Source organism: Sandarakinorhabdus sp., assembly GCF_040398665.1.
GTDB lineage: Bacteria > Pseudomonadota > Alphaproteobacteria > Sphingomonadales > Sphingomonadaceae > Sandarakinorhabdus.
Genome location: NZ_JBBATQ010000001.1, coordinates 417,281 through 430,556 on the forward strand (window position 1 = coordinate 417,281; position 13,276 = coordinate 430,556).

Below are 13,276 nucleotides of genomic sequence, written 5' to 3' on the forward strand. Positions count from 1 at the left end.
CTCAAGCCGCCTTCAACGCCCGTGCCCGGCGGCGCTGCACGGATGAGCCCAGGCCCAGCGCCTCGCGATATTTGGCCACGGTGCGCCGGGCGATGTCAAAGCCTTCGCCCTGCAGCACTTCCACCAACTTGTCGTCCGACAACACGTCCTCGCCTTCGGCGGCAATCAGCCGGGCGATGCGATCCTTCACGGCGAGGGCGGAGGCGGTTTCGCCATCGCCGGAACCGACACCGGAGGTGAAGAAATATTTCAGTTCGAACAGGCCGCGTTCGCACAGCAGATATTTGTGGCTGGTCACCCGGCTGACGGTCGATTCGTGCATTTCGATCAGCTCGGCAACCTGGCGCAGGGTCAGCGGCTTCAACTGGCTGACGCCCTGTTCGAAAAACCCCTGTTGCAGCCGCACGATCTCGGTGGCGACGCGCACGATGGTGCGAGCGCGCTGATCCAGCGCCTTCAACAGCCAATTGGCGCTGGCCACGCATTCGTTCACGAAACTGGTGGTGGCGCGATCGGCGCCGGCGGCCAGTTCGGATTGATACTGGCGATCGATGATCAGCCGTGGCAGCGTCGCCTGGTTGAGCGTGACCTGCCAGCCGCCGTCGGCGCCGCGCAATACGAACACATCGGGCACCACCGCCGTCGCCGCCTCCCCGCCATAACGCAGGCCGGGCTTGGGATCATAGGCCTTCAGCTCGCGGATCATCTCGACGATGTCCTCCCGGTCGACGCCGCATTTGCGGACCAGGCCGGCCATGTCGCCGCGCGCCACCAGATCGAGATTGCGCAGCAACTGGAGCATCGCCGGGTCGCAGCGATCGACCGCACGCGCCTGGGCGATCAGGCATTCCGAAAGCGTGCGCGCCGCCACACCGACCGGATCGAACATCTGCACGCGGGCCAGCACCTGTTCGACGTCGGCCGGGCTGGTGCCGAGCCGGTCGGCAATATCGTCGACGCGTTCGGCCAGATAGCCGCATTCATCCAACCCATCGATGATGAAGCGCGCGATGGCGAGCTCTATGCCGCTGAACTGGGCCACGGCCTGGCGCTCCAGCACTTCGGCCAGCGTCGCATCGCTGCCGGCAATGCGATCAAAATCAAAACCATCCTCGTCGCCGCCGGCGCCCTGGTTGGCGCGTTCGCCCCAATCGGCGGGCTGGTCGGACGTGCAGTCATGGTGGAACCGTTCGCTGCTGTAATCGGCCTCCAGCGGTGCATCCCCACCGGACGTGCCATTCTGCAGCAGGCTTTCCAGGCCGGTGTTGCTGCTATGCTCCGACACCGGCAGCGGATCGGGGCTGGCATCGACCCCGCTGGGGCCCGCTTCGCCAGGTTCGGCCACATCGCCGCTGGCCAGCAGCGGGTTGCGCTCCATTTCCTCGCCGATCCAGCCTTCCAGCTCGACATTGGTCAGTGTCAGCAACTTGATGGCCAGCTGCAACTGGGGCGTCATCACCAACTGCTGCGACTGCCTCAGCTCAAGGCGCGGCCCCAGCCCCATGTCAGGTCGTGATAGCCATCACAGGGTGAAATCCTCACCCAGATACACGCGGCGCACGGTTTCATCGGCGACCAGCGCTTCGGGTGTGCCTTCGAACAGCACGCGGCCATCATAGATGATGCAGGCGCGGTTCACGATTTCCAGCGTTTCGCGCACATTGTGATCGGTGATCAGCACGCCGATGTCGCGGGCGCGCAATTGCACCACCAGGGCGCGAATATCGGCGATGGAGATGGGATCGATGCCGGCAAATGGCTCATCGAGCAGCATGATCGACGGGTTGGCCGCCAGCGCCCGCGCGATTTCCACCCGCCGCCGCTCCCCGCCGGAAAGCGCCATCGCCGGGGCGCTGCGCAGCCGGGTGATGTTGAATTCCCCCAGCAATTGCTCCAGCCGGGCGGCGCGTGTGCTGGCATCGGGCTCCGCCACTTCCAGCACAGCCTGGATATTCTGCTCCACGGTCATGCCGCGGAAGATCGAGGTTTCCTGCGGCAGATAGCCCAGGCCGAGCGCGGCGCGGCGGTACATCGGCAGGCCGGTGATGTCATGGCCATCGAGCAGGATGCGCCCGGAATCGGGCATGGCCAGGCCCATGATCGAATAGAAACAGGTGGTCTTGCCGGCGCCATTGGGGCCGAGCAGGCCGACAACCTCGCCGCGCCGCACCGAAAGCGACACGTCGCGCAGCACGACGCGGTTGTCATAACGCTTGCCGATGCCGTCCACCGACAAGCCGCGCACCACTTCGCCGCTTTGCCCGGCCTGGGTGCCGCGTTCCCTCACTTCGGTCTGAACCATCTGCGAATCAATCCCTTTGCAATTGGCCCAACAATTGCATGTCGCGCCACGCTAGCCTGAAACCGGTGTCGCGCCAAGACAAAGCGCCGGGATATACGCACCATAACGACCGCCCGGCGCAGGCTTGCCAAGCCGCGGCGCGCGGGCAAAGGGGGGCTATGCTCGACGCGCTCCCCGAACCCGCCATGATCGGCCTGTTGCTGCTGGCCGGGCTGTGGGCCGGGGCGCAGAATGCGCTGGCCGGCGGTGGCAGCTTCATCACCCTGCCGGCGCTGATCGCCGCCGGGCTGGATCCGAAACTGGCCAATATCACGTCGACCATGGCACTGTTTCCGGGGCAGATCACCACAGGCCTGGCAGGCCGCAAGCTGGTGGCCGGGGCAGAGCGGCTGTCGTTCCGCGCGCTGGCCATCATCGCGCTGGCCGGCGGCGTGGCCGGTGCGCTATTGCTCAACGCCACGCCCACCCGCGTCTTTGCCGCCCTGGTGCCGTGGCTCGTGCTGCTGGCCACGGCCGTGTTCGCCTGGGGCAGCTTCGGGCCGAAGAAGGCGGCGGATCGTGCGCCGCCGCCGGCCTGGGTGACTGTGCTCAGCCAATCCGCCATCGCGGTGTACAGCGGCTTTTTCGGCGGCGGTGCCGGCATCCTGACCCTGGCCAGCCTGACCATCGCCGGCCTGGCCGTGCGCAACGCTGGCGGCACCAAGAATGTGCTGGTGTCCCTGTCCAACACCACGGCGGCGATCCTGTTCGCGTTGACCGGCAATGTCGCCTGGGCCCATGCACTGGTGGTGGGCATCGGCGCGATGGCCGGCGGCTATGCCGGGGCACGTCTGCTGGCGGTGGTTCCGGAAAAGGCGTTGAAGCTGGCGGTGATCGTGATCGGCGTGGCGTTGACGGTGGGGCTATTCCTGCGGGGTTAGTCCCCAATATCCAGCCCAAGACGCCTCTTTGCTTCCACTTTCAGTACGGCCTTAGCAATATCCCCGACTAGCGAAATGCTCCATCCGCCAACTTTAGAAGCGCCCTCTTTTGTCTTTTTCCAAACCGCATCATCACGAACATTGTCTAGAAACTCGTGACCATTCCAAGTTAGGCTTGGATGATAAATCCAACACCCATACACTGAATTCGGATCTGGCTGCACCATTCCTTGAATTAGGTTCGCCTCTAACAGGAGGGATACATGGTAGCTAACAGCATCTGGCGATTCCTCGGGTAGATCAATTTGATCAGGACCATTTGGTCTTTCACATGCCTCAATATGAAAGAGTATTTTCCGAATAAGCTCCATGTCTCTCTTCATGTCTAGCAATCACCTTCGCAATCGTCATGTCACCGCCGGTTGCCATATTCATCCACCAGCACCTCGCGCCGGCCGACATGATCCGGCCGGCTGACAAAGCCATCCTGCTCCATGCGTTCGATCAGGCGGGCGGCATTGTTGTACCCGATGCGCAGATGGCGCTGGATGAAGCTGGTGCTGGCCTTCTGCGCCTTGGCGACCACGTCGACGGCCTTGGCATAGATATCGGCTTCCTCGTCGCCGCGGCCGCCACCGCTCAGCCCGGCGCCTGACAGATCGAGCTGGCCGTCGAGGTCGGCCGGCTCTTCGGTCACCGATTCCACATAGTCGGGCTCGCCCTGCGCGCGCCAGAAATCGGCGACGGCTTCCACTTCCTCATCCGACACGAACGGCCCGTGCACACGCACCAGCCGGCCGCCCTGCATCCACAGCATATCACCCTTGCCCAGCAGTTGCTCGGCGCCCGGCTCGCCCAGAATGGTGCGCGAATCGATCTTGCTGGTCACCTGGAAACTGATGCGCGTCGGCAAATTGGCCTTGATGACGCCGGTGATCACATCCACCGATGGCCGCTGTGTGGCAACGATCAGGTGGATGCCGGCCGCGCGCGCCTTTTGCGCCAGCCGCTGGATCAGCACTTCCACTTCCTTGCCGGCGGTGATCATCAGATCGGCCAGCTCATCGACCACCACCACCACCAGCGGCATGGCTTCGAATTCCAGCACCTCCTCTTCGATGATCGGCATTTCGGTTTCCGGGTCCCACCCGGTCTGCACGCGGCGGACGAACGGCTTGCCGGCGACGCGCGCTTCCTTCACCTTCTGGTTGAAACTGGCCAGGCTGCGCACATTCAGCTCGCTCATCTTGCGATAGCGATCCTCCATCTGCTCGACAGCCCATTTCAGCGCGCGCACCGCCTTGCCAGGCTCGGTCACCACCGGCGCCAGCAGATGCGGGATGCCGTCGTACATCTTCAGTTCCAGCATCTTGGGATCGATCATGATCAACCGGCACTGCGCCGGGGTCATGCGGAACAGCAGAGACAGGATCATCGCGTTCAGGCCCACCGATTTGCCTGAACCGGTGGTGCCGGCGATCAGCAGATGCGGCATCGGTGCCAGATCGGCGACCACCGGATCGCCGGCGATATCCTTGCCCAGCACCAGTGGCAGCCCCATGCCGCGGCCATCGAAGGCGGCGCTGCCGAGCAGTTCCGACAGCGAGACGATCTCGCGCGTCTGGTTGGGCAGTTCGATGCCGATCACATTGCGGCCCGGCACCACGGCAACGCGCGCCGACAGCGCCGACATCGACCGGGCGATATCATCGGCCAACCCGATCACCCGGCTGGCCTTGATGCCCGGCGCCGGTTCCAGTTCATACATCGTCACCACCGGGCCGGGGCGCACTTCGCCGATGCGGCCACGCACGCCGAAATCCTCCAGCACGCCTTCCAGTAGCCGGGCATTCTGTTCCAGCGACGCCGCATCAATGCGCGCCCTGGGTGCCGTTGGCGGCGGGCTCAGCAGATCGAGGCCGGGCAGCACGGCGGCATCGCCCAGATCGAGCGAAGCCTGCGTGTCGCGGCGCACGCGGCGGCCGGCGCTGGGGGCAGCACCCCGCTCCACCACCACGGGGCCGGATTCGGCATCCATTGGCAGCGGCAGATTCGTCTCGGCCGGCCGTGACCGGCGCGGTGCTGCCGGGATCGGCAAGGTTGGCGAATCGACTTCGGCCGGTTGCCACAATGCCCGGATGCTGGCGAAGGCATACGACACGCTGTCGCGGCCGAGGGCGGTGCCGATGGCGATCAGCACCAGGCCTGCAGGCGCCAGCAGGATCGCCAGCACCGCACCGGCCGGCACGTCGGCGAGTTCGGGAATGGCCTCCAATGTGCCGGCCAGTGCCATCAGCGCAAGGCCCAACAGGCCGCCGGCGCCGGCCGGAGCGCCCAGAGCGGGCAGATCAAAGCCGCCGGCCGCACCCGACAGCGCCGCCACGCCGGCCAGCGTGGCGCCCGCCATGCGCAGCGCCGGCACCGCAAGATTGAAGGCGGTTCGCCACGCTGCCAAAATCAGCGCTGGCACCAGCAACAGCGCCGGCCAACCCACCAGATGCAGCAGCAGATCGGCGACATGCGCACCGGGCACACCCATCACATTGCCGGGCAGCAGTGCGGTGGCGGTGTTGAACGACGGATCCCGCGGCGAATAGGTCAGCAGTGCCGCTGCCAGTGCCGCGCCCGTACCGGCCAGGGCCAGCCCGGCCAGGATGCGCCCCAACTGCCGGAGCAGCAGCACCGCGCCCACGCGGACGCGCACCAGCCATCCCGCCATGGTCGACGCTGTGGCCGTATTTGCCCGTGTGGCCATCGCGGTTCAGCCTTTATTGCTGTGAAGGCTCGGCGAGCGTTCACCCTTTGGTCACTGCGGAGCATGAATCAGGCCGCCCGGCCGGTCAAGCGCTGCACCGCTTATGACATCATGTCTCGCTTGGGGGAATCGCCTGTCTGGGCTAAGGCCAGTGTATGCAGACCATGGACGCAGATGTCATCATCATCGGTGGCGGGCTTGTCGGATCGACTCTGGCGTTGGCCCTGGCCCGCCACGACGTGACCAGCATCGTGGTGGACTCGGCCGATCTCGATACCACCATCACCGCCGCCTTCGATGGGCGGGCCAGTGCCGTGGCCAGCGCCAGCGGCCGGATGCTGCGCGCGCTTGGCCTGGGCGATATCCTCGACACCCATGGCTGCGCGATCCGCGCGATCCGCGTCACCGATGCCGCGCACCCGCAGTTCCTGCATTTCGATGCCGGCGAAGGCAATGATCCGCTCGGGACTATGGTGGAAAACCGCCATCTGCGCATCGGTCTGCTGAACGCCGTGCGTGACTGTGGGCAAGTCACCCTGTTGGCGCCGGTGACGGTCGCCAGCCTTGTACGCGACGATCATGCCGCAACGCTCACGCTCACCGATGGCCGGGTGTTTCGTGCCGCGCTGGTGGTGGCGTGTGACGGCCGGCGTTCGGCCACCCGCGAAGCGGCCGGCATTCCGATCGCGCAATTCCATTATCCGCACGCTGCGTTGATCACAATGGTCACCCACAGCGTGCCGCACTTCAATGTGGCGTGCGAGCTGTTCTACCCGCAAGGCCCATTGGCGCTGCTGCCGATGGTCGACAGCGATGACGGTCGGCCGCGCACCGCCATCGTGTGGACGGTGGACGGCAAGCACATGGCCGCCGCGAAGAAACTGGGGCCAAAGCAACTCGCCGCCGAAATCGCTGCGCGCTGTGATGGCACGCTGGGCGATATCGAGGTGATCGCGCCGCAGGCCGTGTGGCCGCTGGGGTATCACCACGCCGCCCGCTACACCGACAATCGCCTGCTGCTGCTCGGGGACAGTGCCCACGGCATCCACCCGATCGCCGGCCAGGGCCTCAACATGGGGTTCCGCGACGTCGCGGCGGCGGCCGAAGTGTTGACCAATGCGGCCCGAACCGGCCTCGATCTCGGCAGCCCGGATGTGCTGGCGCAGATTTCGGCGTGGCGGCGGTTCGACAACAGCCTGGTGTGTGCCGTTACCGACGGGCTGAACCGCCTGTTTGCGCTGCCCGGCGCAGTGCCCAGCCGGGTGCGGCGTATCGGCCTGTCGGCGGTCGAGCGCCTGCCGCCGCTGAAGCGCTTCTTCATGAACCAGGCCCGCGGCGAAACCGGCAAGCTGCCGGCGCTGCTGAAGGGCGAACTGGTTTGACGCGCGAGCCTGTGGCATAAACCGGCCATGGCGACCGTTCTGAAAACCATCTTGTTGCCCGAAGAGACCATCGCCGGCCTCGATGCGCTGGTGGCCGCCGGCCATGCCGAAACGCGCGAAGCCCTGGTGGCCGATCTCGTTGCCCGCGAAGCCGAACAGGCGGCCAAGCAGAAGGCATTTGATGAGGCCATCGAGGAAGGTTTCGCCAGCGGGTTTGTCGAAATGACCGTGGACGAGCTTCGCTCTCATCTGCGGTCCCGATATGCCAACGCGACTTAACTTCGCTCGCCGGGCAGTTGCTGATCTTGAAGCAATTGAGGACTATGGCCGTCAGGTGCATGGTGAGGCGCAAGCCATTCGATATGCGGACGATTTGCTGGCTGCCATGCATTTTCTGCTTGATTTCCCGAACGTTGGACCCGGCTTTGGCAGGCGGGGATTGCGCCGCAAGGGGTGTGGCAGCCACGTGATTTTCTACCGGATCGATGGCGACATTGTGCGAATTGTGCGTGTGCTGCACCAGCGCATGGACCCATCGCGGCATCTGTAACCGCCTGACATTATCCAGCGTTGCCGCTCGCGCCTGCCCCCGCCACTGTCAGCGCCATGATCGATCGCGACGCTCTCCTCGAAAAATATCGTGCCGAACGCGACAAGCGCCTGCGGCCCGAAGGCAATGCCCAATATGTGCGCCTTGCCACGCATTTCCCGCAGCTGCGCACCGATCCCTACACCCCGCGGGTCGAGCGCGCGCCGGTTACCGATCATGTCCGCTTTGCCATGGTCGGCGGCGGTTTTGCCGGGCTGTGCACTGGCGCGCGGCTGGCGCAGGCGGGCATCACGGATTTCCGCCTCATCGAGGCTGGCGGCGATGTTGGCGGCACCTGGTATTGGAACCGCTATCCCGGTGCCCAATGCGATACCGCCTCGATCATCTACATGCCGCTGCTCGAGGAAACCGGGCATGTCCCGACCGAGAAATATGCCCATGCCCCGGAAATCCAGGGCCAGGCCAAAGCCATCGCGCGCACCTTCAACCTGTATGACAAGGCGTTGTTCCACACCGAAGTGACGGCGTGCGTGTGGGATGAAGCGGCGCTGGTCTGGGTGATCGAAACCGACCGCGGCGATCGTTTCACGGCCGATTTCGTCGGCATCGGCACCGGGCCGCTGAACGTGCCGAAGCTGCCCGGCATAAACGGGATCGACACGTTCAAGGGCCACCAGTTCCACACCAGCCGCTGGGATTATTTCTATACCGGCGGTTCGGCGGAAGGCGCACCGATGGACCGGCTGGCGAACAAGCGCGTCGCCATCATCGGCACCGGCGCCACCGGCGTGCAGTGCGTGCCGCATCTGGCGCGCGATGCGCAGGCGCTGTTCGTCGTGCAGCGCACACCCTCATCGGTGGATGTGCGCGCCAATGCGCCCATCGATCCAGACTGGTTCAAATCCATCGCGACGCCCGGCTGGCAGACGCGCTGGCTGGAAAATTTCGCCGGCAATGTCGGCATGGGCGGTGCCAGTGAGGATTGGGTGCAGGATGGCTGGACCGACCTGTCGAAGCGCATAAGGTCGCGCATCATGGCGCTGCCGCCATCTGACTGGACGCCGGACAAGATGGCCGCCGCCTGGGAAATGGCCGATCACGAGAAGATGACCGAAATCCGGGAGCGCGCCGCCAACGTGGTGGAGGATCGCGCCACCGCCGAGAAATTGCAGGCCTGGTATCGCCAGTTGTGCAAGCGGCCGTGCTTCCACGATGCCTATCTGCAGGCGTTCAACCGGCCGGGCGTCACCTTGGTCGACACCGATGGCCAGGGCGTGGAACGTATCGACGAAACCGGCCTGTGGGTGAACGGGCAGCATTATGACGTGGATTGCATCATCCACAGCACCGGATTTGAAGTGGGCACCCCCACCGAGGAGCGTGCCGGATTCGATCCGGTCGGGCGCGGCGGCCAGAAACTCTCCGAAGCATGGGCGGATGGCATGCGCACGCTGCACGGCCTGAACAGCGCGGGCTTCCCCAATCTGTTTCTGGTGCAGTTCGCGCAGGCCGCCAATTTCATCGTGAATGTGCCGCACAACTGGATGGAAACCGGCACCAGTATCGCCGCCATCGTCCGCCACATGACCGATGCCGGCCTGAAGACCATGGAGCCGGACCCGAAGGCCCAGGAAGATTGGGTCAACCTGCTGCTCTCCGGCCCCGGCATGATGATCAACAATCCTGACTGCACACCCGGCTATTACAACAACGAAGGTCAACCCATGGACCCGCGCGCCAAATATGCCGTCGGCTATCCAGCCGGGCCTAACGCGTTTTTCCGCTACATGGATGGCTGGCGGACGCGCGGGGATTTCAAGGGACTGGTGTTCGGTTGATCCACGAAACGCCCTCCCCGCAAGGGGGAGGGAGCGTCTTCACCCCGTATTCGGCAGAAACTCGCGCGCTTCATCGACCAGCAGGATCGGCACGCCGTCGCGGATCGGATAGGCCAATCCCGCCGTATCGTTGACCAGCTCCTGCGCATCGCGGTCATAACGCAACGGCTGGCGGGTCAGCGGGCAGACCAAAATGCCCAGCAGGCGGGGATCGAGCGCAGCGCCGGACATGTTATTGCAGGCGGCCGGGGCCAGCGCCGAAGCCGGGACCAAAGCCGGAGTTGGGCCCGCTGGCAAAGCTCATCAACGCCGCCAGGGTCATCGCGCGTTCGGGCAGGGTGACGGTTTCCAGCAGTGCCTGTTTTTCCGCCGGTTCGAATGGCAGCACGCTGGCCAGGGTGGTGATCAGCGCTTCATCATCCGCTGATTGCACCGCATCCCAATCCGCCGCCAGCCCGCGCGCGTCGAGATAGGGGCGCAGCGCGTCCTCCACTGCCGAACGTGTCGCGGCATCCAGCGACTCGGCCTCGTCACGGTCCTCGGCAAAGCTGTGGTAATCGGTCATCACCTGACGATAGAGCGTGTCGCGCTCCAGCTCCGCTCCCACCCGGAAACGGCTGGTGCCAACCAGCGCGATCAGGATGCGGCCATCGTCGGTCTCGCGATAATCGCTGATCCGCCCCAGGCAGCCGACCTGATAGAGCGGCGGCGGATTATTGTCGGATTCGCGCGGCTGGATGATGCCGATCACCCGGTTGGCAGCCCCCGTGGCGGCCATGGCATCGCGCACCATCGCCAGATAGCGCGGCTCGAAGATGTTCAGCGGCAGCACGCCGCGCGGGAACAGCACGGCGCCGGTCAAGGGGAACACCGGCACCGCGGCCGGCAGCGGATCAAGGGCCTCGCTGGCGCTCATGCGAACCAGATGGCGCGCAAGGCGGCGCGGGTCTTGATGCTCCACGGATCACCCAGGCCAGCCGCTTCGAACATGGTCAGCAACTTGGTGCGTGCGGCGCCGTCGTTCCAGCCGCGATCAGCCTTGATGATGCCGAGCAGATGTGCTGCTGCTGCATCGCGATCCCCGCGCGCTGCCAGCGCGCTGGCGAGATCGAATCGCGCCGCGTGATTGCCGGGATCGCGTTCCACCTGCGCCACCAGATCGGCCAGTTCGTCCGGTTCCGGCGCGGCCGCAGCCAGCGCCAGCGCGGCGCGGGCACGTGCCACGGTTTCATCCTTCACGTCGGCCGGCACCACGGCCAGCGCCGCCGTCGCCGCCTCCACCTTGCCACCGGCCAGCAGCGCGAGCGCATAACGGCCAATCAGATCGTGGCGATCCGGCAATTCCTGCACCAGCGCGGCCAGCATGGCGGCGGCATCGTCGTGGGCGCCGGCGGCGGACGCCTGCTCGGCGGCGGCGATCAACTGGGCAATCTGCTCTTCCAGCGCGGCTTCCTCGGCATCGGCCGGCACGCCGGCCAGCAGGCGATCGACGAACTGCGCCAGCTCGCGTTCGGGCAGCGCGCCCTGGAAGCCATCGACCGGGCGGCCATCCAGAAACGCATAGACAGTCGGGATGGATTGGATGCGGAACTGCGCGGCCAAGGCCTGATTCTTGTCGACATCGATCTTGACCAGCTTGACCTTGGGCGCCCGTGCCGCGACCAGCCGTTCCAGCGCCGGCCCCAGTGTTTTGCACGGCCCGCACCATTCCGCCCAGAAATCCACCAGGACCAGCGCGGTTTTCGACGCGTCGATGACATCGCGGCGGAAGGCTTCGATGCTGGCCTTTTCGGCGACCGGGTTGGGAATGCTGGCCAAGACTGCTGCTCCGGTGATTGCACGTTCCCCGCCATATGGGGCGGGAGGAGGGGGTTTGCCAAGACGGCGGTTGCGCACAGGCGGGTTAATGAGGGCCGGGAAAAAAGAGTCTTGCACCCCCACCCCACCCGCGCTAGACGCCGCCCTCTCATCGACAGATGAGCGGGCGTAGCTCAGGGGTAGAGCGCAACCTTGCCAAGGTTGAAGTCGAGGGTTCGAATCCCTTCGCCCGCTCCAGTCGTTGTAAGGATTTCAGGGGGTTAGCGACCCCCTGTTTTCAAAATTTCCAAAATCGTCGATATACGGATCATGTACGGATATCCGGATTCGGAGATTGATTTTGGGAAAATCAGTTCACAACGATATTACATCGGTCTCAGACCTCACCTCTGACGATAAAAATCGTCAGGGAAAAAACATCCTGAAATCAAAAACTTTCCGGGACGGTGGGATCTATCTGTTCCTCCGGGGGGACTACAAAACCCCGATTTGGTTCTGTCGGATCAAGGTCCCCGGTATGAAGGGGTACATCTATCGGTCCACTCGGACATCGGATGTTCTCTGTTCAGTGTCAGGACCTTGATGAGGTCGAACACGTCTTGTGTACGTTCCGGGGAATGGTACTCAATGGGGATATGGATGATCATCTGACCCGGGTCTCAGGGGAGATCAGGAAAAGGTTCGTTAGATGACGGCGTGGTGTCGTGAGATTGGGAATATCGATGAAATTCAAAGTCATATCATGCTGGTACGGGTTTTCTCACCATACAGTCTGGGACACAGAAAATCAGGAGTGGGGGAACGTTTGGGGAGAAGGAATCCAGTTCCAATTGGTCCCTATATGTCAAACAGAAATACACTTTGACAATGGACAGGTCTTTTGTCGTGATGAAGTCAGTGTGGTTAGAAATTTTAATAATAGTGAACATTATGTAAAAACTGCCTCTCTCTACATAAACAATCAAGAAAAATACGGTACCAATGAAGAATTAATAAAAATGGGATCCAGTATAAAGTACAATAAAGAAAACAAACATAATTTAGAAGAATTTTTTAATCTTGAATTTTTTCATCCCCTTATTGGTATTGAATTCCAAACATTAAAAAATTCAATTATCAATGATAAATTACCTACAGAAATCCACATAAATTTCGAAAGAAACGGCATGAAGACTTTTCATACGATTGGGAAACAAAGATAGTTAAGTGGGACACGTCAATTGAAGACGAAGAATTGATACCAGGGTCCGTATGGTTCCAATGGAACCGGAATGTATGATTATACCAGATCGACAACCCTCCTCTGACATTCGGTATCATAATCGATATATCGTTGTGTCGTTTGGAGGTTCTTGTGACCGACCATGACCTGAATGTCCCGGAGTGACCTGCCGATTGCCAGTCGTCGTTCTGATAACGCCGCAAGCCCTGTGACGGCTTTGGTTTGGAGCCGTGGTGAACACTCCGGGCGTTCAAACGCGCCTGTTGATCGAGCCTGCGTTCAGGAAGAGCAAGCAACTGGACCGATCGTTCCCAGGCAGCGTGTTTCGAACAGCGTGACAGCAGGCCGATGACGGGGCAGGTTTCGCCGTCTCGACGGACGATCCGGGCAGCCGACTTGCCCGTGGCCGGTCGCTTACGGCATTGGCGCTGATGCCTTGAAGCCAAGATCCCAAACCACGAAGGCTTTCGCGAGCGATCCAATCCGACC

The 13,276-nt window shown here is 63.2% G+C and carries 13 protein-coding genes and 1 tRNA gene; 7 read left to right on the plus strand and 7 right to left on the minus strand.

Annotated elements, in window-relative coordinates:
- Window position 1: 1 nt before the first annotated feature.
- Window positions 2-1,504: an RNA polymerase factor sigma-54 gene (gene rpoN / locus ABWP22_RS01985; RefSeq protein ID WP_353198246.1), complete on the minus strand. Its 1,503-nt coding sequence runs from the start codon at window positions 1,502-1,504 to the stop codon at window positions 2-4.
- Between the two features lie 18 nt (window positions 1,505-1,522).
- Window positions 1,523-2,302 carry an LPS export ABC transporter ATP-binding protein gene (lptB, locus tag ABWP22_RS01990; protein ID WP_353198247.1) on the minus strand — a complete coding sequence of 260 codons (780 nt, stop codon included), beginning with the start codon at window positions 2,300-2,302 and terminating at the stop codon, window positions 1,523-1,525.
- Between the two features lie 158 nt (window positions 2,303-2,460).
- Between lptB and ABWP22_RS01995 the strand changes: the two genes are divergently transcribed.
- The gene (locus ABWP22_RS01995) at window positions 2,461-3,222 is read left to right on the plus strand and encodes a sulfite exporter TauE/SafE family protein (protein ID WP_353198248.1); all 762 of its coding nucleotides are present in this window, start codon (window positions 2,461-2,463) and stop codon (window positions 3,220-3,222) included.
- Here the strand turns inward: ABWP22_RS01995 and ABWP22_RS02000 are convergent.
- Both ABWP22_RS02000 and ABWP22_RS02005 read right to left on the minus strand, forming a co-directional pair.
- On the minus strand, window positions 3,219-3,605 hold the full coding sequence (locus tag ABWP22_RS02000; RefSeq protein WP_353198249.1) for a DUF2513 domain-containing protein: 387 nt from the start codon (window positions 3,603-3,605) through the stop codon (window positions 3,219-3,221). The genes ABWP22_RS01995 and ABWP22_RS02000 overlap by 4 nt on opposite strands.
- Before the next feature lie 29 nt (window positions 3,606-3,634).
- Entirely contained in the window at window positions 3,635-5,941 is a 2,307-nt protein-coding gene (locus ABWP22_RS02005) for an FtsK/SpoIIIE family DNA translocase (protein ID WP_353198250.1), read from the minus strand.
- A 200-nt stretch (window positions 5,942-6,141) separates the two neighbouring features.
- Between ABWP22_RS02005 and ABWP22_RS02010 the strand changes: the two genes are divergently transcribed.
- The 4 genes from ABWP22_RS02010 to ABWP22_RS02025 are packed head-to-tail and all read left to right on the plus strand — an operon-like array spanning window position 6,142 to window position 9,747.
- Window positions 6,142-7,359 (plus strand): FAD-dependent monooxygenase, encoded by a 1,218-nt coding sequence (locus ABWP22_RS02010; protein ID WP_353198251.1) that lies wholly within the window; start codon window positions 6,142-6,144, stop codon window positions 7,357-7,359.
- Between the two features lie 27 nt (window positions 7,360-7,386).
- Window positions 7,387-7,638, plus strand: a complete 252-nt coding sequence (locus ABWP22_RS02015; RefSeq protein ID WP_353198252.1) for a ribbon-helix-helix domain-containing protein — start codon at window positions 7,387-7,389, stop codon at window positions 7,636-7,638.
- Window positions 7,622-7,909, plus strand: coding sequence for a type II toxin-antitoxin system RelE/ParE family toxin (locus tag ABWP22_RS02020; protein WP_353198253.1), 288 nt, complete (start codon window positions 7,622-7,624; stop codon window positions 7,907-7,909). The genes ABWP22_RS02015 and ABWP22_RS02020 overlap by 17 nt, the downstream gene beginning before the upstream one ends.
- 56 nt (window positions 7,910-7,965) lie before the next feature.
- Window positions 7,966-9,747 carry a flavin-containing monooxygenase gene (locus ABWP22_RS02025; RefSeq protein ID WP_353198254.1) on the plus strand — a complete coding sequence of 594 codons (1,782 nt, stop codon included), beginning with the start codon at window positions 7,966-7,968 and terminating at the stop codon, window positions 9,745-9,747.
- A 39-nt stretch (window positions 9,748-9,786) separates the two neighbouring features.
- Here ABWP22_RS02025 and ABWP22_RS02030 read toward each other — a convergent pair whose 3' ends face one another.
- The 3 genes from ABWP22_RS02030 to trxA are packed head-to-tail and all read right to left on the minus strand — an operon-like array spanning window position 9,787 to window position 11,565.
- Window positions 9,787-9,978, minus strand: a complete 192-nt coding sequence (locus ABWP22_RS02030; protein ID WP_353198255.1) for a Trm112 family protein — start codon at window positions 9,976-9,978, stop codon at window positions 9,787-9,789.
- A gap of 1 nt (window position 9,979) precedes the next feature.
- The gene (locus ABWP22_RS02035; protein ID WP_353198256.1) at window positions 9,980-10,663 is read right to left on the minus strand and encodes an LON peptidase substrate-binding domain-containing protein; all 684 of its coding nucleotides are present in this window, start codon (window positions 10,661-10,663) and stop codon (window positions 9,980-9,982) included.
- Complete coding sequence (trxA, locus tag ABWP22_RS02040; RefSeq protein ID WP_353198257.1) at window positions 10,660-11,565, minus strand: thioredoxin; 906 nt, start codon at window positions 11,563-11,565, stop codon at window positions 10,660-10,662. Before trxA ends, ABWP22_RS02035 begins: the two co-directional genes overlap by 4 nt.
- A 162-nt stretch (window positions 11,566-11,727) precedes the next feature.
- On the opposite strand from trxA, the gene ABWP22_RS02045 reads away from it, so the two are divergent.
- Window positions 11,728-11,802, plus strand: a tRNA-Gly gene (locus tag ABWP22_RS02045).
- Between the two features lie 485 nt (window positions 11,803-12,287).
- Window positions 12,288-12,767, plus strand: a complete 480-nt coding sequence (locus ABWP22_RS02050) for a hypothetical protein (RefSeq protein ID WP_353198258.1) — start codon at window positions 12,288-12,290, stop codon at window positions 12,765-12,767.
- Window positions 12,768-13,276 lie beyond the last annotated feature (509 nt).

What these genes read in the sequence shown, in the direction of transcription:
- rpoN (WP_353198246.1), bottom strand. Translation starts at nt 1,504, where the DNA reads ATGGGGCTGGGGCCGCGCCTTGAGCTGAGGCAGTCGCAGCAGTTGGTG.
- lptB (WP_353198247.1), bottom strand. Translation starts at nt 2,302, where the DNA reads ATGGTTCAGACCGAAGTGAGGGAACGCGGCACCCAGGCCGGGCAAAGC.
- ABWP22_RS01995 (WP_353198248.1), top strand. Translation starts at nt 2,461, where the DNA reads ATGCTCGACGCGCTCCCCGAACCCGCCATGATCGGCCTGTTGCTGCTG.
- ABWP22_RS02000 (WP_353198249.1), bottom strand. Translation starts at nt 3,605, where the DNA reads ATGAAGAGAGACATGGAGCTTATTCGGAAAATACTCTTTCATATTGAG.
- ABWP22_RS02005 (WP_353198250.1), bottom strand. Translation starts at nt 5,941, where the DNA reads ATGGCGGGATGGCTGGTGCGCGTCCGCGTGGGCGCGGTGCTGCTGCTC.
- ABWP22_RS02010 (WP_353198251.1), top strand. Translation starts at nt 6,142, where the DNA reads ATGGACGCAGATGTCATCATCATCGGTGGCGGGCTTGTCGGATCGACT.
- ABWP22_RS02015 (WP_353198252.1), top strand. Translation starts at nt 7,387, where the DNA reads ATGGCGACCGTTCTGAAAACCATCTTGTTGCCCGAAGAGACCATCGCC.
- ABWP22_RS02020 (WP_353198253.1), top strand. Translation starts at nt 7,622, where the DNA reads ATGCCAACGCGACTTAACTTCGCTCGCCGGGCAGTTGCTGATCTTGAA.
- ABWP22_RS02025 (WP_353198254.1), top strand. Translation starts at nt 7,966, where the DNA reads ATGATCGATCGCGACGCTCTCCTCGAAAAATATCGTGCCGAACGCGAC.
- ABWP22_RS02030 (WP_353198255.1), bottom strand. Translation starts at nt 9,978, where the DNA reads ATGTCCGGCGCTGCGCTCGATCCCCGCCTGCTGGGCATTTTGGTCTGC.
- ABWP22_RS02035 (WP_353198256.1), bottom strand. Translation starts at nt 10,663, where the DNA reads ATGAGCGCCAGCGAGGCCCTTGATCCGCTGCCGGCCGCGGTGCCGGTG.
- ABWP22_RS02050 (WP_353198258.1), top strand. Translation starts at nt 12,288, where the DNA reads ATGAAATTCAAAGTCATATCATGCTGGTACGGGTTTTCTCACCATACA.